This is a genomic window from Bartonella sp. AA78NXGY (assembly GCF_042197005.1).
In the GTDB taxonomy this organism is placed as follows: Bacteria; Pseudomonadota; Alphaproteobacteria; order Rhizobiales; family Rhizobiaceae; genus Bartonella.
The window spans coordinates 22681-47337 of sequence record NZ_JBHIRI010000007.1; the positions used below are offsets into that span (position 1 = coordinate 22681).

Genomic DNA, 24657 nt, shown 5'->3' on the forward strand with positions numbered 1-24657 from the left:
CCATTTTTAGTTTAAGCTTTTTCTTTATAACACACAATATCATAAATGCATCACAGATGACATTGGGAATCTTACAATGGCTCTTGAACCAATTATTCTTATTCCTGCCCGTATGGGCTCAACCCGTCTTCCTCAAAAAGCTCTCGCTGAAATCGCTGGAAAGCCGATGATTGTTCATGTCGCAGAACAAGCAAAAAAAGCCGCATTAGGTCGAACCATCGTTGCAACAGATCATAATGATATCGCTAAAGCTGTTGCAGATTATGGGCATGAATATATCATAACACGAGGTGATCATAAGTCTGGATCTGATCGTATTTATGAAGCTTTAGTACGCATTGATCCTGAACAGCGCTACAACGCCATTTTAAATATACAAGGTGACCTACCAACAATCATGCCTCGTGAAATCATTCGTGCACTACGCCCTTTAGAAAATAGTTTTACTGATATTGCAACCTTGGGTGCTCAAATCATTGAAGAAAATGAAACAAGAGATCCCAATGTTGTCAAGATCATTGGGACACCGCTTTCTCAAAATCGCCTTCGTGCTCTTTATTTTACTCGCGCCACAGCACCCTATGGAGATGGTCCTCTTTATCACCATATTGGAATATACGCCTATAGGCGCGAAGCACTTGAAAAATTTGTATCATTCAAACCCTCACCACTTGAGAAACGTGAAAAACTTGAACAATTACGTGCATTAGAAAACAATATGCGTATCGATGTGGAAATAGTCGATACAATTCCCTTAGGTGTAGACACACAACATGATCTCGATAGAGTTTGTGAGATTTTAGCATGAAAATACTTAAAAAAACCAATAAAATTTCTTTCCAAGGAGAATACGGCGCTAATTCCCATATTGCTTGCTCCAATATGTTCCCCAATATGGATGCTGTTCCCTCTGCTACTTTCGAAGACGCCCTTAATTTAGTGGAAAGCGGGAAAGCTGATCTTGCTATGATCCCTATTGAAAATACCCTTGCGGGACGCGTTGCAGACATTCATCATCTTTTACCACAGTCATCTCTTTATATTATTGATGAATATTTTTTACCTATCCATTTTCAACTCATGGTTTTGCCCGGCGTTACACATGACGAAATTAAAACCGTCCACAGCCATACGCATGCCCTTGCACAATGCCGAAAAATCATACGAAACAACGGTTGGAAACCTGTTGTTTCTGCTGACACCGCTGGAGCTGCAAAATTTATTAAAAAAAATGCTAAACGTTCACAGGCTGCCTTAGCACCTTTAATTGCAGCAGAACTCTATGGACTTGATATTCTTGAAAGAGATGTTGAAGATAACCCTCATAATATTACCCGTTTTGTCATCCTTTCACGCTCCAAACGGCATGTCCCCAAACCTCAAAATGGCGAAAAAATCATCACCAGTCTTCTTTTTCGAGTGCGCAATGTCCCCGCAGCTCTCTATAAAGCTATGGGAGGATTTGCAACGAATGGTATCAATATGACAAAATTAGAAAGCTATCAAATTGGTGGAAATTTCAATGCGACACAATTCTTTGTTGATATTGAAGGACATCCTGAAGACCCGATGATGAAACTTGCCTTAGAAGAATTATCTTTCTTTTCTGCAGAACTGCGTATTATCGGTACTTATCCAGCACAAAACGATCGAACATCGTATATATAAAAGCAATTAAGCTGCTATCATTTTTTGTTGATATCAAAAAGCATCGTAAAAATTTCATAATGCAACGCATTTTGAAAGGGCTGTTTTTTCTACTCAACACCCTTCATAAACACTGAAGAAGAAAAAACAGCTCGTAATAGAATATATAAATTATTTTCATAATATTTTCTCACAAATTATATCATGATAAACCGCAATTCAACTCGTATAAAAACCAGTGTAAAAAAACACAGTAACCAAAAATAAAAACGCTTGTACCATCTATTTCCCTTTATATATTTAAAGAGAGCCTCTTGAGAAAAGTCATTTCCTCTGACAATATTCCAATAAAGATAACGAACTTCTAAATTAGCTCTCAAAACAATTCAAATTATTATACATAATAGAGTATTCGAATCTTTTAGATTAATATCATTCTAAACATGGTTTAAAACTAGAAAATGCAACTTAGCCCTGATTTTAGCGTTAAGTTTGAACTTGTATCTTTATAAAAACTGATTTATGATTCACCTCACTTTAGAAAAAAGGAGAGGATAATGAAAAAAATCTTCACGCGAGGATTATTAGCCGCAAATATTCTCGCCTACTCTAGTGTTGCATTTGCTGGCTTTGGTGAAAAAAAATGGAATTTTGCGCGGGATGAAAGTGTTGTGATCACACCATCCTATACATTCCAGCAAGGAGTTGAATACTCTTGTAATACCTTTAAACCGAAGAAAGTATCCTTTACTTTATCATACTCTGCCCCTTCTGATTTAAACAAATTGAGAATTTTTGTTGATGATGAAAAGAAAATAACCCATGATAAAGAAAAGAAAATCTTTACCCTAAAAAATATAAAATCTCTTCATATAAGTTTTCCTTGGTCAGGACATTATATTTTTAAAAATATTACGAACAAAAAAGTTGTTGGAACAGATTGTGACACAGGAGGTTATGATTAACAATATTTCTATAACATCTAAATTTGAGTAGAGTTATTCTTTTTTCAGGTATTTTTTTCAAAATAGGGCATAATGAGCCATTAAAACTAATCGCTGAAAAGGTTATTTTTATCCTAATATGGCAACCCTTAAGCTGCTTATAAGGTTAGATATTAAAGAACTTTTGCGAAAACTAAATGACTAAAATTAAATTGTTCTGTATTTTCTACTATCAGAGCTATTTTTTAATAAGAATATAACTTCTATCTTTGCAACTGCTTTATTTTAAGTACTATAAAGCACATCGTACCCAAATCACTTAGATAAACAGAAAAGTAAAATTTGCTCTACAGATGCATTCCTCGCTGCATTTTAAATCATACTCATTCAGCTTTTGTAAAAAATCATCTCGCTCTTCCCTCCTTATTAAAGGATATAATTATTTGAAACTATAAAATGTCGCTTATATCGAATAAGAACCATTTTTATGCTTATAAAATCAGTACCCCCTTATTTCTATAGCGTTTAATGTTGCATCTTCTCTTGCATAAGTACAGTCTCTTAAAAATATATGAAACCTTTTCTCAATAATAAAAATTCATATATTGATCCATCTTGTGATAAACATCAATGTTTTTTAATTAAAAGAACAAGTACGCAAAAAAAGAGCGATAACATCTACTCAGTATTTATATACGTTAAAAGAAAAAATATTACATATTTGATATTCTCATTCACTATAGAAATGAGGTGGTTCTCTTATAAGATATTTAATATATTGACTTATCATTATAAGAGTTCGATTTTTTATACTGAATTACAACCACAAATAAAGTAAGATCTCCCATCTTAAATCTCATATTGAATCAATTAAAATCGTTTCCTTGAAAGTTACAAATGGGAGTGATGTGTGAGTAAAAACGATTAAAAAAGGAATAAAAATGCTTCTTATAAAGCCTCTCAAGTGCAAGGGATCGCAACATTGGGAGTTGTTAAGTAGTATGAGGGCTAAAATTTATACTTTTATTAAGCATAAAAAAGATAGTGCACAATGGACTTATATCTCAAGGAGAGTATGTATACTATTTACGAGTAGAGTTTGAAATATAGTTAAGAGTATTGAGCAATCGCTCTTTAAAAAGCCTGTGAATGTACAACATTAAATGTATTCTGTTTGGGATGTTCTGTTTTGTGTGAGATGAGAAACACCATTAAAGCAATATTTTATAATTATTTAAATAGCACTCTTCCCCCTGACTTTCGAATGTTAGCCAATTACATGATCTATCTGCTTTATTTTCTTCTTTAACTGTTGTAAATTTTTGATGATTCAATTTCGTAGTTTTAGAACAGACGTGTCTATCCTAAAACTCTTATATGTTTCAGCGAATGAGAATAATTATACATTCAGACTATCTTAAGCGAAAAGATATTTTCATACCAAATAAATATGCAGAGCTACTGCTATAAAAACTAATAAATCCACAATCTCTTTGTTGTTTATATGTCAATAAATTAAACGCAAAGGAAAATTCTTCATCGTTCTTAGGATATTTTTCGTTTCTGAGCTTGATTTTTCATTCCAAATCGACAATATGAACTCGGGAGGTTGGTGGTGGACGAACTACTCGCCAACTGGGTCAGGTCTGGAAAGAAGCAGCCCCAACGAGTTCTGGTACGGGTCATCGTTCCAACCTCCTATTTTGCTGAAGAAATTATTTTTTATGCTGTCTTTTAGCGAGGTATTTTTAATCTTCAGAGCGGCATTTGTATGCAGCAAATAAAGGGGTTTTATTATTTTTAAACAAATTGTCCCATAAATAATTTGATTAAGAAAAAATCCTTTTATATGAGACTACAGTATTGATCTATGCTTTTGTATTATCAAAATGTACGCATAAAGAACTTCGAAGTTGGAAATATTCATGGAAAATTTACCGGTAGAAACAGCCTATCGTGTTCTTGCTCGTAAATATCGACCCCAAAACTTCTCTGACCTCATTGGTCAGGAAGCTATGGTGCGTACTCTTACCAACGCCTTTGAAAAAGGTCGTATTGCACAAGCGTGGATGTTAACAGGGATTCGTGGCGTAGGTAAAACCACAACAGCACGTATTTTGGCACGTGCACTTAATTATAAAACAAAAGATATTGACCAACCAACAACTGTATTGGACTCTCTTGGTGAACATTGCACACAAATTATCGAAGGACGCCATATTGATGTTATAGAAATGGATGCCGCTTCTCATACGGGCATTGATGATATTCGTGAAATTATTGAACAAATACGCTATCGTCCTGTTTCTGCACGCTATAAGGTTTATATTATCGATGAAGTACATATGCTCTCAACACAAGCCTTTAATGGTTTATTGAAAACTCTTGAAGAACCACCTTCCCATGTGAAATTTATTTTTGCCACAACAGAAATTCGCAAAGTTCCTATTACAATTCTTTCGCGTTGCCAACGTTTTGATTTACGACGTATTGACTCAAAAGCTTTGAGTGCACATTTGCGTCAAATTGCGAAATCTGAAAAGGTAGAAGTAGAAGATCAAGCACTCTCTATGATTGCCCGTGCTGCAGAAGGATCTGCACGTGATGCATTATCCATTTTTGATCAAGCAATCGCCCATAGCAATGGCAATGTTAATGCTATTGCGGTGCGTACAATGTTGGGATTAGCGGATCAAGCACGTATTATTGATCTTTTTGAATTTATCATGAAGGGCGATGTTGTCAATGCGTTACATGAATTACGCAGTCAGTATGAAGCAGGTGCTGATCCTCTTACTATATTGACAGAACTAGCCGATTTTAATCATCTGGTCACACGTTTACGTTTTACACCAGAAATAGTGGAAGATTTTTCTCTGACTGAAGAACAACGTTTAAGAAGTTTAGACTTTTCAAAAAAACTTTCCGTTCCTGTTTTATCCCGAAACTGGCAAATGTTACTCAAAGGTTTACAGGAAGTTAATCAAACTGCACGTCCTCTTCAAGCCGCTGAAATGCTTTTAATTCGTCTTGCTCACACGGCTGACTTACCAACTCTTGATGAGGCTTTAAAAAAGCTTACGCAAGAAAAAACGCCTCTCACACTGGTTAAAAACTCTTCTCATCAAGAATCTACAAATGCAAATAATATAACAAAAGAAACAATGGTCGGAGCCCATGCTTCCTCGAGCATTTCAAATATATTAGCCGATCAATCAGATTTAAAAACATCTTTGAAAAACCAATTAGATCATTCCTTACAACCAGAAAATTTAGTTAAAAATCAAAACCATGACAAAATCAGCGCCCAAGAAGTAACAGAAATTCTAGAAACTTCTCAATCTACTGATCTTTCTGAAAAGATTGCAAATTTATCGCATTCTGTCATGCAAAAAACAGAAAAGATTACTGAACCTAAAACTCTCGTGATTAATTCTTTGCACGATATTGTTCAATTAGCCGAACAGCATAATGACGTTCCTTTCAAACTCCTTGTTAAAGAATTTGTTCATCCTGTTTCTTTTGAAGCTGGGCATATTACCTTGAGACTTTCTGAAAATACCCCACAATTTCTTGCTCATGATATAGAAAAAAAGATATCTCAATGGACAGAAAAACGCTGGACAATAACTTTTGTTAATGAAGGAGGTGGCCCAACCTTACAGGAGGAAAGTATAGCGATTCAAAAGACTCTTTTTTCCAATGCAGAAACAGATCCTGATATCGCGAAAATCCTCAATCATTTCCCAGAAGCAAAAATTGTCGATATTCGACTCAATAAAGAAGAAAATGATCTTGATTTACTCTCCAATACCTTTAAAAATGCTGATATTTTTAAAAATAAAAATGATATCAATGATGAATAAGGATACCTATTCCTATGCGTGAAATGATGAGCATGATGAAAAAAGCCAAAGAAATGCAAGAAAAAATGCAGAAGATTCAGGAGGAAATAGCTAATCTGCAAGCTGTGGGCACCGCAGGGGGTGGTCTCGTCAATATCACTTTAAATGGCAAAAATATTATAACAGCAATTCAAATTGATCCTTCATTACTCAAACCTGAGGAAGCTGAAATTCTTGAAGATCTCATTATGGCAGCTTATAATGAAGCAAGAACAAAAATCGAAGTCGCAATAGAAGAAAAAACCAAAAGTATGACGGCAGGGCTACCACTCCCATCAGGTTTCACGCTTCCATTTTAATGAAACGGATTTTTTCCGTGGGACAAAAATATGCCTAAATACATTGCAGGACCTGAGATTGAACGTCTCATTCAGATTTTATCACGGTTACCAGGTCTTGGTCCACGTTCAGCACGTCGTGCTGCGCTTCATCTTATCAAAAAAAAAGAGACATTGCTGGAGCCTTTGGGAGCAGCTATACAAGCAGCTATAGAAAAAGTTGGCATTTGTTCTGTTTGTGGAAATGTCGATACCATTGATCCTTGTTCAATTTGTACAGATTTGCGCCGCGATGATACAACAATCATCGTTGTTGAGGATATTGCTGATCTGTGGGCTCTTGAACGCGCAAAAACTTTAGCCGCACGTTACCATGTGTTGGGTGGACGACTCTCCCCCTTAGATGGAATAGGTCCTGACGAACTCAACATTGCCACCTTAATACAGCGTGTTGTACAAAACCCTATTACGGAAATTATTCTTGCTGTCAATGCGACTGTCGAAGGTCAAACAACTGCTCACTATATCACCGATCAGCTTTCTAATTTTCCAGTTAAAATTACGCGACTTGCTCATGGTGTTCCTGTAGGAGGCGAGCTTGATTATCTTGATGATGGAACTTTAGCAGCAGCTGTACAAGCAAGAACAAATCTTTAAAAATTTCTTTCTCTTACCTGTTATCTCGTTTTATTTACTATTATTTCTTTGTATAGGGAAAATATTCAAGTGATAAAGAAAAAACTCTCACTTTTAAACGACTTTTGTCCTGGTATTCTAGTATGTTTACTCATATCAGCCTTAGCTTATGGCTTAGAAGTCCTAGAAAAACAGCTTTTTGGACAATCATGGCTTGAAAGCCTTGTTTTGGCAATTCTTTTAGGATCGATTATCCGTAGTTGTTTTCCTTTGCCAACATATTTTCAAAAAGGTATCACCTTTTGTGCAAAAACACTTCTCGAAATTGCTATCGTTCTTCTAGGAGCAAGTATTAGCATTAACGCAGTCCTTTCAGCTGGCTGGAATTTGCTTGCTAGTATCATATTCGTGATATTCGTAACGATTATCCTGAGCTTTGCCATCGGCCGACTTTTCGGGCTTTCTACACATTTGGCAATGCTGGTCGCTTGTGGGAATGCTATTTGTGGCAATTCAGCTATTGTTGCCGTTGCACCTGTCATAAAAGCAAAACATGACGATGTAGCCGCATCAATTGCCTTCACTGCTCTTTTAGGAATTCTTATTATTTTATTTTTACCCTTTTTACATCCATCTCTGAATTTGTCATTTAGCCAATATGGTGTGCTTGCTGGCATGGTTGTTTATGCTGTACCACAGGTTTTAGCAGCAACAGCATCTGTCTCTTTTCTGAGTGTTCAAATTGCAACAATTGTCAAATTAGTACGGGTTCTCATGTTAGGCCCTGTTATTTTTACTCTATCAATCATTTATCGCCGATCAGCACAAACACGCTTGCGTTTACATACCCTCGTCCCATGGTTTATCATTGGCTTTATTATCATGATGCTTGTTCGCTCAAGTGGTCTTATCCCTGAAAAGGCTATCAATTCCATCAAATTTATTGCCCAGTTGTTTACTGTTATCTCAATGGCTGCACTAGGATTAGGTGTTGATATCCGATCACTAAAAAAAGCAGGATGGCGCGTCATTTTGGCTTCAACCTGCTCCATAATTATTCTCGGTATTTGTAGCCTGATCATGATACAACTGAATGATTTAAATCATATAACATTTTAAATGTGCATTGATTATTATTTTTTCAACGTAGTATGCAATCAACCCAAAGTCCTCCTTATTATTAAAATCAGTTCTTTCATAAACCAGAAAAAGTTCTAAAATACTGCTCATTATTCTATACAAAAAATTGAAAGAGCTGATATTTAAGTGAAAACTGTCAAATTTGCTTTTCAGTCCATAATGATTTGCAACGGGGTAGTATCGAAATACATAACTCATGCAAAACAATGCCATTTCTTTCATCTGCTCTCATTACGCTGAGGTTTTTATATAAAGACGGATAAAATATATTCTTATTTGGAAAAAATGTGGGGTCATAACTTTTACTCTTTTAAATTACTTTTACTTACTATGTAATACAAGTGGCATCATCGTACTATTTGATAGCTTAAAAGTTGTGACAATCCTTATATTTAAACGATTCGTGAAAGGAGTTTTTATTCTTTTCTTCAACAGTTTTGATTCATACGCTAACTCCGCTTGTAATATACAAGCTAATAACTTTAATTGTTTCACCATAAGTAGATTTAAAATAAGAGAATCTTACAATACTCAAGATACTCATTCAAAAAGTGATAAAAATAAGGATTAAATCAACATCTCGTTCTATCCCATAAAAAGATATTGTTGCTTATTGGCACTAGTAACTTTCTTACAAATGAAATATACGATAATGAAAAGATTAAAAATACAGCAGGACTTTTATTTATCATTTTATTCAACTAAAATATTTTTATGCTTATCCTTGCTATAGATACTGCTTCAATTTATTGTGCTGTTGCGCTTATTCGTCATAAATCTGTTATTGCGCGTATCAATGAGCGCATGAACAAAGGACATGCTGAAAAACTTATTGGGCAGATTACACAAATAATGAAACAAGCCAATATGACGCTTGATCAAGTTGAGCATATTGCTGTCAATATTGGACCTGGATCATTTACTGGTGTACGTGTCGGTGTTGCAACAGCGCGCGCTTTGGCATTAGCACTTGAAATACCTGCTGTTGGAGTGAGTGCTCTTGAAGCGTTAGCAGCACAAGTCATAAACAATAAAAGTACAGCATCGGCAATTACTGTTGTCATTGAAGCAGGGAGAGGGATGTTCTACCATCAAAATTTTCATAATGATCTCACACCTTTGGGAGCGCCGGGATTAAAAACAATTGAAAATATCCTCGAAGATTTGCCCAAAAAAACCCGACTGACTGGCCCAGCTGCTGATATCGTTGTGGAGCATATTAAAAACCATAAAATACACGAAAAAATTGTCCTAGAAAAAATCCCCTGCGAAGCGGCCGATATTGTAAACTATGCTTATCTTGCTGCAAACAAACAATCAAAAAATTCACCTCGCCCACTCTATCTACGCAGCGCTGATGCAAAACAACAAACCAATTTTGCTTTACCACAAAAAAAATAATGCCCAAATTTTCATTGACAAAAAAGAATTTTGGAATTGCTCCGCTACAAGTTAATGATAGTGCTTCTCTTCATCAAATTCATCAGCATTGTTTTACCCCTTCTTGGGAAAAACAAGCTTTTGATAATTTCTTAACAGATCACTCTATCTTCGGATACAAAGCTTTTCTCATTGATCACTCTGATCAAATTTTAGGCTTTTGCCTATGCCGTCTCATCCTTGATGAAGCAGAAATCATCACAATTGCTGTTCATCCTCATTATCGTCAAAAAGGAATTGGTACCTTTCTTATCGATCGTACAGTTCACTATCTTCACGACAAGGGCGCCATAAAATTATTCTTGGAAGTAGAAGCCACAAATCTTTCTGCTTTGAACCTTTATCAACGCTTTGAATTTCAAAAAATTTCTGAACGTCTTGCCTATTACGCGTCAAAAAATGGTCGTGGTGATGCAATTATCATGCAAAAAACTTTTAAGCAAATAGATTGAGATTTGTGTAAAAAACATTTAGACAAGCACTATGAATAAAGTAAATCCTAAAAATACGCCTCCTGTTGCTCCTAAAAAGGTTTTTATCAAAACCTATGGATGTCAAATGAACGTTTATGATAGCCAACGGATGACTGATAGCCTCAGTTCGCAAGGCTATGTGACAACACAAATTCCCAATGATGCCGATCTTATTCTTGTTAATACCTGTCATATTCGTGAAAAAGCAGCAGAAAAACTTTATTCTGATCTTGGTCGTTTGCGCGTTATGCGTCAAGAGCGCACACCTGATAAACCCCTGATGGTTGGTGTAACAGGTTGTGTTGCACAAGCTGAGGGAAGTGAAATCTTGCGCCGTGCTCCAACAGTGGATCTTGTTATTGGTCCGCAAATGTATCATCGCTTGCCAGAATTGTTAGAAAAAGCCAAACAAGGGAAAAAAATTATCGAAACAGACTATGCTGTTGAAGATAAATTTGCTCATTTGCCGCCCCATAATAAACATGCAGTAAGAAAACGAGGTGTTAGCGCATTTTTAACAGTACAGGAAGGTTGCGATAAATTTTGCACTTTTTGTGTTGTTCCTTACACACGCGGTGCTGAAATATCACGATCCGTTGAGCAAATTACCGAGGAAGCCCTTCAACTCATCGAAGCGGGTGTCAAAGAAATTACGCTGCTTGGACAAAATGTCAATGGTTGGCATGGACAAAGTGCTGATGGCAAAACTTGGCGTCTTGGCGATCTTCTTTATCATCTCGCAAAACTCGATGGTTTAAAGCGTTTGCGTTACACAACCAGCCACCCACGTGATATGGATGATAGCCTTATTGCCGCGCATCGAGATCTTGATATGTTAATGCCTTACCTCCATCTTCCTGTTCAATCAGGTTCAGATCGCATCTTAAAAGCCATGAACCGACAACACAAAAGCTCTCATTATCTTCATCTTATCGAAAAAATTCGAACCGTACGGCCAGATATTGCCTTTTCAGGCGATTTTATTGTAGGGTTTCCAGGAGAAACAGATGAAGACTTTGAAGAAACCATTAAACTTATTCAACAAGTACAGTACAGTTCAGCTTATTCTTTTAAATATTCCCCCCGTCCTGGAACAGTGGGAGCCACAATGAAAAATCATGTTGATGAATCTGTAAAAGATGCCCGACTTCAACATTTACAAGCCCTTCTCCTTGAGCAACAAAATGCGTTTTTGCGTTCTAAAATTGATCAAAAAACGAACGTTCTCATCGAAAAACCTGGACGTCACTCAGGGCAAATGGTAGGGCGTTCCCCTTGGCTTTTACCTGTTGTTGTCGATACAGAAGCCTCTACAGGTAGCGTGATAGAAATTCATATTAAAAACGCAAGCTCAAACAGTTTTGTTGGTGAAGTGACAAATAGATAAACATGCCTCTAATACCTTGTTCAAAAATAAATATTTTGGAAAACTCTTTTATTTTAAAAGCAAATGATTACATCTAAAGCGTGCACTTTTTGTAAAAATTGTCTTTTATAAAGTTTACTTAACAAAATGTGCAATATTTATGTAGATATGGAGAATAGGCTGAAAGCTTCAACCGAAAAAATAAAGCGTATTAAAGAAAAAGTAAATACGTCCCTTGAAAAGGCTGATACCTTGAAACAAACAAGCGCTTCAGATGTGAGCCAAGTTGTTTTGATTTTCGAAAATAATAAATATGCAAAAGCAGTTTTTGGTAAATTTGACGAAAATCTCGCTTATATCGAAAAAAAACTCGAACTTAGTATTCATCCGCGTGGTAATGAAGTCTTAATCCGTGGAAATATTTCTGTTATAAAACATGCGCAATATGTATTGCAGCAGCTTTATGAACGTGCCAAAACACATCAAGAGCTCACTTTATCAGATATAAAAGGAGCGATTGCTATGGCAAATATACCAAAGAAGCAGAAAGAAGACACAATAACACACAAATCTGCAACGAACCGTATACCAGCTCGGTTGAGTACCCATAAAAAAATAATTCATGCAAGAACTCCAACACAAGACGCTTACATAAGTGCTATGGAGCATACTGAACTTGTGTTTGGTGTAGGACCAGCAGGAACAGGAAAAACGTATCTTGCTGTTGCTCATGCTGCAATGCTTCTAGAACGTGGTATCATTGAGCGAATTATTCTCTCACGTCCGGCTGTTGAAGCTGGAGAACATCTTGGTTTTCTTCCCGGTGATCTCAAAGAAAAAGTCGACCCATATTTACGACCACTTTATGATGCTCTTTATGATATGATGCCCGCTGAAAAAATAGAACGCATTTTAGCCTCTGGTGTCATAGAAATTGCTCCTCTCGCCTTTATGCGCGGACGAACACTTGCCCATGCTGCTGTTATTCTTGATGAGGCACAAAATACTACGCCCATGCAAATGAAAATGTTCCTCACACGTCTTGGAGAAGGAACACGTATGATTGTTACCGGTGACGTAAGCCAAATTGATTTGCCTACAGGGCAAAAATCAGGTCTCATTGAAGCAATTCGCATTCTTTCAAATGTAGAAAATATTGCAATTGTGCATTTTGATGAAAAAGATGTTGTACGCCACCCACTTGTTGCTGCTATCGTTCGTGCTTATGATCGTGATTCCGAAATACAAAATAAAAAAAAATCATTCGCATGCGATGCATTAAAAAATGAATTTGATTCATCATGATTATTATTGATATAATGATTAAAAGCGCAGGGTGGAATGATGAGAAAATGCTTTATAATATCACTGAAAAAGCATTAATGGCAACTATGCATCATGTTTCATTGGCAAATGTTGTAAGCGAGATTAGCCTGCTTTTTACGGATGATGAACATATGGCACAAATCAATGCACAATGGCGCAACAAAAACAAATCTACTAATGTATTATCCTTTCCTGCTTTTCCACTTAAAGCTGGAAATCGACCTGGTCCCATACTCGGTGATATTATTATTGCCCGAGAAACTGTTGTTTTCGAAGCAGAGAAAGAAGGAAAAACATTTCAAGACCATTTAACACATATGATTGTTCATGGTATCTTGCATCTGCTTGGTTATGACCATGAAACTGATGATGAAGCATATAAAATGGAAAAGCTCGAAAGAGAAATTCTTCAAAAGCTTTCCATAAAAGATCCTTACGCATAATTGTCTATCAATGATAAAATTTAACTTTTAAAATCAATATTACCAGCATACCATTTAAAGCCTCTTATTTATCTATTATAAAAAAGAAAGTCTAGAAGATTTCAAAACCATGGCAAACAAAATAAATGCACAAAATAATAATCAAGCATCTTCTAATAATGAAAAAGACCCCTCTCAGCAGACGAATCATACAGAAAAATATTCCCTGATGAATCATTTGTTTTCATTCTTACGGGGTCGAAATTGTGCATCTACGTCACTGCGCGATGATCTTACCGTTGCACTCACGACTAACAATGAAAAAGATGCCGCCCTCTTCTCACCTGAAGAACGTACTATGCTGCATAACATTTTACGCTTACGTGAAGCACGCGTGGATGATGTTATGATACCTCGTTCTGAAATCGAAGCATTAGAAATAAACACCTCTCTTGGAGAAACCCTTAAATGTTTTGCAAAAATTGGTCATTCTCGTATCCCCGTTTATGCTGAAACTTTAGATGATCCGCGCGGCATGATCCATATCCGCGATATTCTTAACTACATCACTCGCTTTATTATCAACCCAACAAAAACCGAACAAAAATCCGATTTGCTTCAATTAAACCATACAGACTTGCATACTCCAATCGGTGAATTGGATTTGATCCGAACAGTTCTCTTTGTTCCCAGTTCTATGCTTGCAAGCAAATTATTAACACGGATGCAAACTACACGAACTCAAATGGCTTTAGTTATTGATGAACATGGAGGAACAGATGGTCTCGTTTCAATGGAAGATATTGTTGAGTTAGTCGTTGGGGATATCGAAGATGAACATGATAATGTCGACAATGCTATCGTACGTGAACCAAATAATAAATGGCTCGTTGATGCAAGAACTGAACTAGAAGATGTGGAGAAAGCTCTTGGTCCTGATTTTATCGTAGGGGAATATGGTGATGAAGTTGATACTATTGGTGGTTTGATCGTCTCAATTCTTGATCGCATTCCTGCTAAAGGTGAAATTGTCGAAGCTGTACCTGGTTATAGATTTCGTATTTTAGAAGCTGATAAACGCCGGATTAAACGATTGCGCATTTTTCGCATTCCCAAAAATGAGAATCTTGAGAACAATGCCATCCCTAAAGAATAGTCCAGCATTTTTAAGCAATTTCATCGTTTTTTTGTTCTCTGTTACAGGCTGGAAGCGCCAAGCATGGATATTTCTGTGTGGTGCTCTTACTTCTTTTGCACTTCCACCCTTTTATTTAACACCTCTTTGCTTTTTAACTTTCCCTCTCTTTATTGTTTTACTTGACTCAATACGGGCCACCAAAAACAATAAAAAACATTTTTTTACTTACGCTTTAAGCTGTGGAACCTTTGGTTTTAGTTATTTTATTTGCGGCCTTTGGTGGCTATGCAATGCTTTGTTAACAGATCCAGATTCTTTTGGTTGGGCAGTCCCATTAGCCATTTTATTCCCTCCACTCTACCTTTCTCTTTATTGGTTTTTTTCTGGTTTCATTGTCGGTTTATTATGGACAAAAGGAATAGCACGCTTTTTTGTTTTAGCCTTTGCATTAGGATTATCCGAGTGGTTGCGTGCGTTTTTATTCACAGGATTTCCATGGAATTCTCTTGGCTATACAGCCATGCCAACCCCAATGTTCATGCAATCTGATGCAATCGTAGGACTTTACGGAATGAATATTCTTGCTGTCTTAGCCTACAGTTTGCCAACTGTTTTATTAACGGATGAAAAAAAGAAAGTGGCACTTTCTCTTTGCTTATCACTTATATTCATTCACTGTGGTTTTGGGTTTTATCGTCTTCATACTATAGAAAACACAACTGAAGATCAAAAAAGTGCTTATTGGGTGCGCATTGTTCAACCGTCCATCCAACAAAATATAAAATTGCGTGATAATACACGAGAATCTATGTTGGAAGCGCATATGAAGCTAAGTGCAACGCCAACAACCGATCAAAATTCAGAACCCGATTTTATCGTATGGCCTGAAGCTTCCGTTCCTTACCTTCTCTATGATAATTCATCTATCACAATGCGCATTGCCTCTCTTTTAAAACCTAAACAATGGGCTATTGTTGGAGCAATACGCGCCAGCAATGATCTACCTCATTCCCAAACACGATATTTTAATACAATTGCAGTCATTAATGCTCAAGGTAATATTTTAAATACTTCCGATAAACTTCATTTGGTTCCTTTTGGTGAGTATCTTCCTTATCAGCATTTATTGAAAAAAATTGGATTGCGTACCCTTGCTGATAATATTGGTGGATATAGTGCTGCAAGTGTGCGCAAAATTGTTACAATGCCAAACGGATTTTCTTATCTACCCTTGATTTGTTATGAAGCAATATTTCCCCATGAAATGACTTTCAAAGGCTCCCCGCCTCAAGCAATTATTAATATTACAAATGATGCATGGTTTGGTGTAACACCTGGACCCTATCAACATCTTCAACAAGCACAGCTTCGTGCCGTTGAACTGGGAATCCCCCTCATACGGGCGGCCAATAATGGCATATCAGCTGTTATTGATTCTTATGGACGAATCGTTGTAGCTCTTCGACAAAATGCTGTGGGCATTATTGATTCACAAGTTCCATCATCCATTACCCCTATAGGAAGCAATGAATACAGAACTTTCTCTACTTTTATCTTATTCATCCTTATGCTATTGTGTCGTATTGGTTTTGGTTTTACAAAACAGCTTAAATGATTCAAGTGCCCTTTGTACGGTATTGTGTTGCGTGTACCAGTGATATTGGGAAAAAATATTACATATTGTTTTAATTATATGATAAATCAACTGCGCATAAATATGATGTTGGTTTAGAAGAAAAATGCTGGAAATAAAGAGTTGCATTATGACCGAAACTAGAAAAAAACCTGACCCTATAGATATCTATGTTGGAACTCGTATCCGTTTACGTCGTAATATTTTAGGACTCACTCAAGAGAAACTAGGTGAAAAATTAGGAATTACTTTTCAGCAAATCCAAAAATATGAAAAAGGAACAAACCGTATTGGTGCCAGCCGTCTTCAAGCGATAGCGGAAATTATGGATGTTCCTGTTTCTTACTTTTTTGATAAAGGTATTACCTCCCAACAAGTAGAGGGTTTTGCTGAAAGTGAACACAATTTTATAGACTTTTGTTCTAGCAGCGAAGGGATTCAGCTCATGCGCGCTTTTACAAATATATCTGATGCTAAAGTGCGTCGAAAAATTATTGACTTGGCAAAAGCACTTTCTGAGGAAGATTTGACAAATAAGTTATAAATTAAAATTATATCTTTTCTCTTTTATTCATATACATTTGCATTGACTATTTGCTGTAGAATTAGCAAATGGTGACGACTTTAGTAAGCTATTGATTAAATCGTTGGTTTTCTTTTTTGAAGGAGTTCCTATGCCGCATCAAGATTATCTTTTTACGAGCGAATCGGTATCGGAAGGACATCCTGATAAAATTTGTGATCGTATTTCCGATGAAATTGTTGATATGATCTATAAAGAAGCTGAAAAGACTGGTACTGATCCATGGTTAGTACGCGTTGCCTGTGAAACTCTCGTCAGTGTCAACCGTGTTGTTATCGCTGGTGAAGTACGTGTTCCCGATACGCTATTAAAAAAAGATAAAAATAAAGAATTCATCTATGATGAAACTAGCTTTCCACTCATTAATCCTACACGTTTTCGTACAGCAGCGCGCCGTGCTATTCGTACCATTGGCTATGAACAAGCAGGCTTCCATTGGAAAACTGTTAAAATTGATGTTCTTTTGCGCCCACAATCAGCTGATATAGCAAGAGGGGTTGATAATGCTACGGATCGGCATGGTGAAGAAGGAGCGGGTGATCAAGGTATCATGTTTGGATATGCTTGCCGTGAAACACCTGATCTCATGCCTGCGCCAATTTATTATGCGCATAAAATTCTCAAACTTCTTGCCGCAGCTCGTCATAAAGGAGAGGGAGAAACTGGAAAATTAGGACCAGATGCTAAAAGCCAAATAACCATACGTTATAAAAATGGAAAACCGATAGAGGTCACATCCATTGTTCTTTCAACGCAGCACCTTGATGAAAGCTGGGATTCCAATAAAGTACGTACAGTGGTTGAACCTTACATTCGCCAAGCTTTACATGACATTCCCATTGCAGCTCAATGCAGTTGGTATATTAACCCAACAGGAAAATTTGTCATTGGAGGCCCTCAAAGCGATGCCGGATTAACGGGACGCAAAATTATTGTGGATACTTACGGAGGTGCAGCACCCCATGGAGGCGGTGCTTTTTCAGGAAAAGATACAACAAAAGTTGATCGTTCTGCTGCCTATGCGGCACGCTATCTGGCTAAGAATATTGTTGCTGCTCATTTAGCAGAGAGATGCACCATTCAACTCTCCTATGCAATTGGTATTGCACAACCTTTATCTATTTATCTTAATCTTCATGGAACAGGAAAAGTCGATGAAAAGGTTATTGAAGAAGCCATCCGCAAAATAATGGACCTTTCACCTACCGGCATTCGAAAACATCTTGCCCTCAATAAACCTATTTATGCGAAAACAGCTGCCTATGGTCACTTTGGTCGTAAACCAAAACACGATGGTTCGTTTTCATGGGAAAAAACTGATCTCGTGAAAACGCTTCAAACAATGATCCAAATCCCATGATTAAACATAATATACGTAAGAGTGAAGCATTTTTTGGACGCCGACAAGGAAAACAACTTCGAGACAGTCAGCTTACACGTATACAAATGCTTCTCCCCAGTTTGAATATTGATTTAAATGTCCCTCCTCCCTTAAACCTTACATCCTTATTTTCAAGCAAAGTAAGAGAAATTCGACTTGAAATCGGTTTTGGTGGAGGTGAACATTTACTTCATGAAATGGAATATTTTCCAAAAACCGGTTTTATCGGCGTCGAGCCCTTTATCAATGGCATGGCAAAAATATTATCGTCTCTTGAACAGCATCAAAACCATCAAAATCGTCTTCGCCTCTATAATGATGATGCTACACGCCTTCTTGATTGGCTCCCTGATAACTCGCTTGATGGAATAGACCTCTTCTATCCTGATCCTTGGCCGAAAAAGAAACACTGGAAACGACGCTTCATCAACATAAAAAATCTTAACCGTTTTGCTCGTGTTCTTAAAATAGGGAAATTTTTGCGCTTTGCTAGCGATATAGACAGTTATGTAAACTGGACTTTGTACCATTGTGCACAACATGATCACTTTGAATGGAAAGCAGAAAGCCCTCAAGACTGGAAACTCCCTTATCCACTATGGAGCGGAACCCGCTATGAAGCAAAAGCTTTACGCGAAGGACGAACGCCTGCCTATCTTACCTTTATCAAGAAATAAATGATCAAGCGCTTTTCTCATAAACAACTTGAAAAATTTTGAATTTAAGAGTATCAATAGTTAAATTCTTGGTCTTATGATGAAGAGTGGGCCGTTGGACCCGCTCTTTTTTAATATCATAAAACTGATGAAACCAACTTGGATAAAATGTATGAACGAAGCTGAAAAAATAAGCAATCTTGACGAACCGCGCCTGTTTGAAGAAGATGGTATCGAAGCACAGGTTGCTGCTCTTGTCATACCACTACTTAAACCTTTAGGTTTTCGTTTGGTTCGTGTGAAACTTCTTGGTCAAAATGGTTTAACACTTCAAATTATGGTTGAACGTGCCGATGGTTCTATGACCATAGAAGATTGTGAAACTGTTAGTCGAACAGTTTCTCCCCTCCTTGATGTACAAAATGTTATTGAACGCAAATATCATTTAGAAATCTCATCACCTGGAATTGATCGTCCATTGGTAAGAAAATCTGATTTTTTTCATTGGCAAGGGCATCTTGCAAAAATTGAAACCAAAATAACAATTGATGGGCGCCGAAAATTTCGTGGGACACTTACAAATATCACGCAAGATGGATTTATTTTAAACACTGATAAAGCTGCTTATGGAGAAGCCATGTATACCCCTATTTCCTTTTGTGATATCATAAATGCGCATTTAGTGCTTACCGATGAGCTTATTCGCGATGCATTGAAACAAAATAAAGATTTAAGTCAACAATTCATTGCCGAAGAGAACGCTAACGACTCTATACAGACGCTCAATTTCAAAAAATAATATCACTGGGAAATACCCATCGTGTGGCACAAAGAAGGAGAAAATTGATGGCTACAAGCGCTAACAGGCTTGAGATTCTGCAAATTGCAGATGCTGTTGCACGTGAAAAGTCAATCGACCGTGAAATTGTCATTTCTGCGATGGCTGATGCTATTCAAAAAGCAGCACGTTCTCGTTATGGTCAAGAAACCAATATTCGTGCTGAAATCAATTCTAAAACAGGTGAAATTAAATTACAGCGCCTGCTTAAAATCGTTGATGTCGTTGAAGACTATACAACGGAAATTACTTTGTCTGATGCTCTCAAACGTCAAGCAGAAGCAAAAATTGGTGATTTTTTTGCTGATCTTTTACCTCCTATGGATTTTGGACGTATCGCAGCACAATCTGCTAAACAGGTTATTGTACAAAAAGTACGCGATGCAGAGCGCGATCAGCAATATGAAGAATTCAAAAATAAAGTTGGTGAAATTATTTCTGGTACAGTTAAGCGTGTGGAATATGGTAACGTCATCGTTGATCTAGGGCGCGGTGAAGCTATTGTTCGCCGTGATGAATTAATTCCTCGTGAATCATTCCGCTATGGAGATCGCATTCGTGCTTTTGTCAATGATGTACACCGTGAAACGCGTGGTCCGCAAATTTTCCTTTCACGCACACATCCCCAATTTATGGTAAAACTTTTCACTATGGAAGTACCAGAAATTTATGATGGTATTATAGAAATCAAATCTGTTGCTCGTGATCCAGGTTCACGGGCTAAAATCGCCGTTGTTTCACGTGATGGTTCCATTGATCCTGTTGGAGCGTGCGTTGGAATGCGAGGAAGTCGTGTACAAGCTGTTGTTGCTGAATTGCAAGGCGAAAAAATTGATATTATTCCTTGGTCGCCTGATGCGGCAACATTTGTCGTTAATGCACTGCAACCTGCTGAAGTTTCTAAAATCATCCTTGATGAAGATGCTGAACGGATTGAAGTTATTGTGCCAGATGATCAACTTAGCCTTGCTATTGGACGACGTGGGCAAAATGTTCGCTTGGCTTCGCAACTAACAGGATGGAACATTGATATTTTAACAGAAAAGGAAGAATCTGAAAATCGTCAAAAAGAATTTACTGAACGGAGTAAATTGTTTATGGAAGCCTTAGAGGTTGACGAAATGATCGGACAGGTTATGGCATCAGAGGGTTTTTCTTCTATTGAAGAAATCGCCTATATTGATCTTGAAGAAATCGCTTCTATTGATGGTTTTGACCATGATACCGCCGCTGAAATCCAAAGTCGTGCCCGCGAATATCTTGATCATCAAGAAAAAGAACTTGATGAAAAACGCAAAAAGCTCGGAGTTTCTGACGAATTGCGAACACTTCCTGGAATGACAAGTGCTATGTTGGTTGCTGTAGGTGAGGATGGTGTAAAAACAATAGAAGACTTTGCTGGCTATGCCGTTGATGATTTAGCTGGTTGGAGAGAACGCAAAGAAGGTCAAACACAGAATTTTTCTGGTATTTTAACCCCTTTTGACATTACACGCGCAGATGCAGAAGCTATGGTTTTAGCCGCACGTGTACAAGCAGGCTGGATAGACCAAGCTGATCTTGTTACAGAAAGTCCTGTAGAAGATGAAAAAACAGATGATTTGGATGTGGATACACTTTAAATGAACGAACGGACTTGCATTGTGACCCGAAAAAATGCTTCAGCACAAACGCTGATCCGTTTTGTTATTGGTCCCAATAACCAAATTGTTCCTGATCTTAAAGCGAATTTACCAGGGCGTGGCGTTTGGATTTCTGCCCATCACGCTGTTATTGAGAAAGCAATCAAACAGAAAGCTTTTCATAGAAATTTTAAAACAGATGTTGAGGTTGCACCAAATCTTGTGCATGTTGTTGATACGCTTTTACTAAAAGCCGCTCTTTCAAGCCTTTCCATGGCACGAAAAGCGGGAGCAATTGTTATGGGAGCAACAAAGGTTGACGCTGCTATCCGCTCTGGTAAAGTTATTCTTGTACTTCATGCTAAAGAAACAACAGAAGATGGGAAACGAAAAATTGCACAGGCCATCCATTCAATACAACAACAAACAAATCGGACTATAAAAACCATATCTTTATTTACAAGTGATGAAATGCGAGTGGCTTTTGGCTCTAATCCTGTAATGCACGCGGCCTTACTGGACACAAAAGCTGCTGAAGGATTTCTCAAAACAACATGTAAATTGATCAGCTATCGTGACGACAAGCATAGTAAGTCTAGTGAGATGACGGCCCAAGCCGTGAAGGAAGTACAATGAGTGAAAATAACAACGACAAAACAACCGTCAAGAAGACACTAACTCTCAAGAGGTCTGTCTTGGAAACGAGTACGGTTAAACAAAATTTTAGTCATGGCCGTACGAAGGCTGTCGTTGTCGAAACCAAACGGCGTAAAATTACGCGACCTGATGAAAAAGCTGAAACCCTACAGCCCATTACAAAGCCGCATGTGGCCCCCCAGCGTTCTAAACCGCGTTTTGAGGGGAAAAAGCCTCAAGAATCTGTGACCAAAAGCAATCTTTCATCAACTGAAATGGAAGCGAGACTTCGCGCGTTAGAAGAAGCACATATCCAAGAAAAAATAACGCGAGAACAAGCCGAAGAAGAAGCAAGACGCGCTAAAGAGCGTGAAGAAATTTTACAGCAAGAAATTAAAGAAAAAGAAATACATCTCCAACAAGAAGAAGAAATATCGCCAGTACAGACTCCACCTGTTCCCCCTCTCATTGAACAGACAGATATTCCTATTGCCCCTAAACAGACAACCGTGGTTGAAAAACGCAAAATAGATGACAATAAAGAGGAAGAACGGCATAGTCGACGTGCTAATCCTGCTAAATCAGAAATACGTGTACCCAAAGTTGTCAAAGGAGCTGATGAGCGGAGACGCGGAAAGTTAACTCTGAATAGTGCACTGGATGAAGAAGGAAGCGCACGTGGGCGCTCAATGGCTGCAATGCGGCGTAGACAGGAAAAGTTTAAGCGTGCACAAAATCAAGAACCAAGAGAAAAAATTTCTCGCGAAGTTGTTCTTCCTGAAACGATTACTATTCAAGAGCTCGCACAACGTATGACTGAGCGTTCTGTTGATGTGATTAAATTCTTGATGAAACAAGGACAAATGATGAAACCTGGCGATGTTATTGATGCAGATGTTGCCGAACTCATCGCTGTTGAATTTGGCCATACTGTTAAACGTGTTTTAGAATCTGACGTAGAAGAAGGTATCTTTAATATAACAGATAATCCTCAAAACATGCAGCAGCGCGCCCCTGTTGTAACCATTATGGGCCATGTTGACCACGGAAAAACTTCGCTTTTGGATGCTATTCGTAAAGCAAATGTTGTTTCTGGCGAAGCAGGAGGTATTACGCAGCATATTGGTGCCTATCAAGTAGAACAAAATGGTCAAAAAATTACCTTTATTGATACACCAGGTCATGCTGCATTTACCGCTATGCGTGCACGCGGAGCTCGTGTTACTGATATTGCTGTTCTCGTTGTAGCCGCTGATGATAGTGTTATGCCTCAAACGATTGAATCAATCAATCATGCGAAAGCTGCTGGTGTACCTATCATTGTTGCTATCAACAAAATTGATAAACCAGCTGCGAATGCACAAAAAGTGCGTACAGAACTTCTACAACATGAAGTGTTTGTTGAAACTATGGGTGGAGAAACTTTGGACGTTGAAGTTTCTGCTAAAACTGGTCAAAATCTTGATAAACTTCTCGAAGCTATCCTTCTTCAAGCTGAAATGCTTGATCTGAAAGCAGATCCTCAACGAACTGCAGAGGGCGTTATCATTGAAGCCAAATTGGATCGCGGACGTGGGTCTGTTGCAACAGTTCTTGTTCAAAAAGGTACATTACACCCTTCTGATATTATCGTTGCTGGAAATGAATGGGGTCGTGTACGTGCTTTGATTGACGACCATGGCCGCCATGTCAAAGAGGCCGTTCCCTCTACACCAATTGAAATTTTAGGCATGCAAGGAACACCACAAGCCGGAGACCGTTTTGCTGTTGTCACACATGAAGCAAAAGCACGTGAAATTTCTGAATATCGGCAACGATTAGCACGTGATAAAGCTGTTGCGCGGCAAACTGGTTCGCGTGGTTCTCTTGAACAGATGATGACAAAATTGCAAACGACTGGTGTTAAGGAATTTTCTCTTATTATAAAAGGAGATGTGCAAGGATCAATTGAAGCAATCGCTTCAGCATTGGAAAAACTCGGAAATGACGAGGTTCGTGCGCGTATTGTACATTCTGGTGCTGGAGGAATTACCGAAAGTGATATTTCTCTTGCAGAAGCTTCTAACTCTGCTGTAATTGGCTTTAATGTTCGAGCCAATAAGCAGGCACGTGATTTTGCTAAAACACAAGGAATTGAAATTCGTTATTACAACATCATTTATGATCTTGTTGACGATATCAAGGCTGCTATGTCTGGATTACTCTCACCAGAACAGCGTGAAACTTTCCTTGGTAATGCTGAAATTCTAGAAGTCTTTAACATTACAAAAATTGGAAAAGTTGCAGGATGTCGTGTTACAGAAGGTAAAATAGAACGAGGAGCCGGTGTTCGCCTTATCCGCGATAATATCGTTATTCACGAAGGAAAGCTGAAAACACTCAAACGCTTTAAGGATGAAGTCAATGAAGTGCAAAGTGGTCAAGAATGTGGAATAGCCTTTGAAAATTATGAAGACATGCGCGCAGGAGACATCATTGAGACCTTCCGTATCGAACATATTAACCGCACATTATAAAATAATCCAATAACTTTCCTCATTTCACGATAGAGTTAAAGTGATTGGATTTTATAAACAATGTCTCTTTTTTCCTT

The 24657-nt window shown here is 37.7% G+C and carries 21 protein-coding genes and 1 other RNA gene; all 22 read left to right on the forward strand.

All coding sequences use genetic code 11. The features are described from left to right. Positions 1-76 precede the first annotated feature (76 nt). The 22 genes from ACFINL_RS05255 (at position 77) to infB (ending at position 24580) form a co-directional block, all read left to right on the forward strand. The gene (locus ACFINL_RS05255; protein WP_375650831.1) at positions 77-808 is read left to right on the forward strand and encodes a 3-deoxy-manno-octulosonate cytidylyltransferase; all 732 of its coding nucleotides are present in this window, start codon (positions 77-79) and stop codon (positions 806-808) included. Beyond that, a complete protein-coding gene (locus tag ACFINL_RS05260; RefSeq protein ID WP_273790573.1) occupies positions 805-1668 on the forward strand; it encodes a prephenate dehydratase in 864 nt (287 codons plus the stop codon). Before ACFINL_RS05255 ends, ACFINL_RS05260 begins: the two co-directional genes overlap by 4 nt. A 536-nt stretch (positions 1669-2204) precedes the next feature. Further along, a complete protein-coding gene (locus ACFINL_RS05265; protein WP_375610537.1) occupies positions 2205-2612 on the forward strand; it encodes a hypothetical protein in 408 nt (135 codons plus the stop codon). A 1583-nt stretch (positions 2613-4195) separates the two neighbouring features. Beyond that, positions 4196-4293: signal recognition particle sRNA small type (ffs, locus tag ACFINL_RS05270), an RNA gene on the forward strand. 223 nt (positions 4294-4516) lie between these two features. Further along, positions 4517-6457 carry a DNA polymerase III subunit gamma/tau gene (locus ACFINL_RS05275; RefSeq protein WP_375650836.1) on the forward strand — a complete coding sequence of 647 codons (1941 nt, stop codon included), beginning with the start codon at positions 4517-4519 and terminating at the stop codon, positions 6455-6457. A 14-nt stretch (positions 6458-6471) separates the two neighbouring features. Further along, positions 6472-6795 (forward strand): YbaB/EbfC family nucleoid-associated protein, encoded by a 324-nt coding sequence (locus ACFINL_RS05280; RefSeq protein ID WP_375650840.1) that lies wholly within the window; start codon positions 6472-6474, stop codon positions 6793-6795. Positions 6796-6825: 30 nt separating this feature from the next. Further along, positions 6826-7431, forward strand: coding sequence for a recombination mediator RecR (recR, locus tag ACFINL_RS05285; RefSeq protein ID WP_375650842.1), 606 nt, complete (start codon positions 6826-6828; stop codon positions 7429-7431). Positions 7432-7500: 69 nt separating this feature from the next. Further along, a complete protein-coding gene (locus tag ACFINL_RS05290) occupies positions 7501-8529 on the forward strand; it encodes a YeiH family protein (RefSeq protein ID WP_375650845.1) in 1029 nt (342 codons plus the stop codon). Positions 8530-9264: 735 nt separating this feature from the next. Next, positions 9265-9951: a tRNA (adenosine(37)-N6)-threonylcarbamoyltransferase complex dimerization subunit type 1 TsaB gene (gene tsaB, locus ACFINL_RS05295; protein WP_375650849.1), complete on the forward strand. Its 687-nt coding sequence runs from the start codon at positions 9265-9267 to the stop codon at positions 9949-9951. Further along, positions 9951-10442: a ribosomal protein S18-alanine N-acetyltransferase gene (rimI, locus tag ACFINL_RS05300; RefSeq protein WP_375650852.1), complete on the forward strand. Its 492-nt coding sequence runs from the start codon at positions 9951-9953 to the stop codon at positions 10440-10442. The genes tsaB and rimI overlap by 1 nt, the downstream gene beginning before the upstream one ends. A 31-nt stretch (positions 10443-10473) precedes the next feature. Next, positions 10474-11850 carry a tRNA (N6-isopentenyl adenosine(37)-C2)-methylthiotransferase MiaB gene (gene miaB / locus ACFINL_RS05305; protein ID WP_375621198.1) on the forward strand — a complete coding sequence of 459 codons (1377 nt, stop codon included), beginning with the start codon at positions 10474-10476 and terminating at the stop codon, positions 11848-11850. A 159-nt stretch (positions 11851-12009) separates the two neighbouring features. Further along, positions 12010-13134, forward strand: a complete 1125-nt coding sequence (locus ACFINL_RS05310) for a PhoH family protein (protein WP_375650931.1) — start codon at positions 12010-12012, stop codon at positions 13132-13134. Beyond that, entirely contained in the window at positions 13131-13598 is a 468-nt protein-coding gene (gene ybeY / locus ACFINL_RS05315) for an rRNA maturation RNase YbeY (RefSeq protein WP_375611807.1), read from the forward strand. The genes ACFINL_RS05310 and ybeY overlap by 4 nt, the downstream gene beginning before the upstream one ends. A 109-nt stretch (positions 13599-13707) precedes the next feature. After that, positions 13708-14733 (forward strand): hemolysin family protein, encoded by a 1026-nt coding sequence (locus tag ACFINL_RS05320; RefSeq protein WP_375611808.1) that lies wholly within the window; start codon positions 13708-13710, stop codon positions 14731-14733. After that, complete coding sequence (lnt, locus tag ACFINL_RS05325; RefSeq protein WP_375650856.1) at positions 14714-16330, forward strand: apolipoprotein N-acyltransferase; 1617 nt, start codon at positions 14714-14716, stop codon at positions 16328-16330. Before ACFINL_RS05320 ends, lnt begins: the two co-directional genes overlap by 20 nt. Before the next feature lie 148 nt (positions 16331-16478). Next, a complete protein-coding gene (locus ACFINL_RS05330; protein ID WP_375611810.1) occupies positions 16479-16892 on the forward strand; it encodes a helix-turn-helix domain-containing protein in 414 nt (137 codons plus the stop codon). A gap of 130 nt (positions 16893-17022) precedes the next feature. After that, positions 17023-18291 (forward strand): methionine adenosyltransferase, encoded by a 1269-nt coding sequence (gene metK, locus ACFINL_RS05335; RefSeq protein ID WP_375611811.1) that lies wholly within the window; start codon positions 17023-17025, stop codon positions 18289-18291. Next, positions 18288-18989 carry a tRNA (guanine(46)-N(7))-methyltransferase TrmB gene (locus ACFINL_RS05340; RefSeq protein ID WP_375611812.1) on the forward strand — a complete coding sequence of 234 codons (702 nt, stop codon included), beginning with the start codon at positions 18288-18290 and terminating at the stop codon, positions 18987-18989. The genes metK and ACFINL_RS05340 overlap by 4 nt, the downstream gene beginning before the upstream one ends. Before the next feature lie 127 nt (positions 18990-19116). Continuing rightward, positions 19117-19767, forward strand: coding sequence for a ribosome maturation factor RimP (rimP, locus tag ACFINL_RS05345; RefSeq protein WP_375611870.1), 651 nt, complete (start codon positions 19117-19119; stop codon positions 19765-19767). Between the two features lie 47 nt (positions 19768-19814). Beyond that, positions 19815-21428, forward strand: a complete 1614-nt coding sequence (gene nusA, locus ACFINL_RS05350) for a transcription termination factor NusA (RefSeq protein ID WP_375650859.1) — start codon at positions 19815-19817, stop codon at positions 21426-21428. After that, complete coding sequence (locus tag ACFINL_RS05355; RefSeq protein ID WP_375611814.1) at positions 21429-22064, forward strand: RNA-binding protein; 636 nt, start codon at positions 21429-21431, stop codon at positions 22062-22064. It abuts the gene before it with no gap. Then, entirely contained in the window at positions 22061-24580 is a 2520-nt protein-coding gene (gene infB, locus ACFINL_RS05360) for a translation initiation factor IF-2 (RefSeq protein ID WP_375611815.1), read from the forward strand. The genes ACFINL_RS05355 and infB overlap by 4 nt, the downstream gene beginning before the upstream one ends. The last annotated feature ends 77 nt before the right edge of the window (positions 24581-24657 follow it).

Coding starts and splice junctions, on each gene's coding strand:
- ACFINL_RS05255 (WP_375650831.1), top strand. CDS start 77: ATGGCTCTTGAACCAATTATTCTTATTCCTGCCCGTATGGGCTCAACC.
- ACFINL_RS05260 (WP_273790573.1), top strand. CDS start 805: ATGAAAATACTTAAAAAAACCAATAAAATTTCTTTCCAAGGAGAATAC.
- ACFINL_RS05265 (WP_375610537.1), top strand. CDS start 2,205: ATGAAAAAAATCTTCACGCGAGGATTATTAGCCGCAAATATTCTCGCC.
- ACFINL_RS05275 (WP_375650836.1), top strand. CDS start 4,517: ATGGAAAATTTACCGGTAGAAACAGCCTATCGTGTTCTTGCTCGTAAA.
- ACFINL_RS05280 (WP_375650840.1), top strand. CDS start 6,472: ATGCGTGAAATGATGAGCATGATGAAAAAAGCCAAAGAAATGCAAGAA.
- recR (WP_375650842.1), top strand. CDS start 6,826: ATGCCTAAATACATTGCAGGACCTGAGATTGAACGTCTCATTCAGATT.
- tsaB (WP_375650849.1), top strand. CDS start 9,265: ATGCTTATCCTTGCTATAGATACTGCTTCAATTTATTGTGCTGTTGCG.
- rimI (WP_375650852.1), top strand. CDS start 9,951: ATGCCCAAATTTTCATTGACAAAAAAGAATTTTGGAATTGCTCCGCTA.
- miaB (WP_375621198.1), top strand. CDS start 10,474: ATGAATAAAGTAAATCCTAAAAATACGCCTCCTGTTGCTCCTAAAAAG.
- ybeY (WP_375611807.1), top strand. CDS start 13,131: ATGATTATTATTGATATAATGATTAAAAGCGCAGGGTGGAATGATGAG.
- ACFINL_RS05320 (WP_375611808.1), top strand. CDS start 13,708: ATGGCAAACAAAATAAATGCACAAAATAATAATCAAGCATCTTCTAAT.
- lnt (WP_375650856.1), top strand. CDS start 14,714: ATGCCATCCCTAAAGAATAGTCCAGCATTTTTAAGCAATTTCATCGTT.
- ACFINL_RS05330 (WP_375611810.1), top strand. CDS start 16,479: ATGACCGAAACTAGAAAAAAACCTGACCCTATAGATATCTATGTTGGA.
- metK (WP_375611811.1), top strand. CDS start 17,023: ATGCCGCATCAAGATTATCTTTTTACGAGCGAATCGGTATCGGAAGGA.
- ACFINL_RS05340 (WP_375611812.1), top strand. CDS start 18,288: ATGATTAAACATAATATACGTAAGAGTGAAGCATTTTTTGGACGCCGA.
- rimP (WP_375611870.1), top strand. CDS start 19,117: ATGAAACCAACTTGGATAAAATGTATGAACGAAGCTGAAAAAATAAGC.
- nusA (WP_375650859.1), top strand. CDS start 19,815: ATGGCTACAAGCGCTAACAGGCTTGAGATTCTGCAAATTGCAGATGCT.
- ACFINL_RS05355 (WP_375611814.1), top strand. CDS start 21,429: ATGAACGAACGGACTTGCATTGTGACCCGAAAAAATGCTTCAGCACAA.
- infB (WP_375611815.1), top strand. CDS start 22,061: ATGAGTGAAAATAACAACGACAAAACAACCGTCAAGAAGACACTAACT.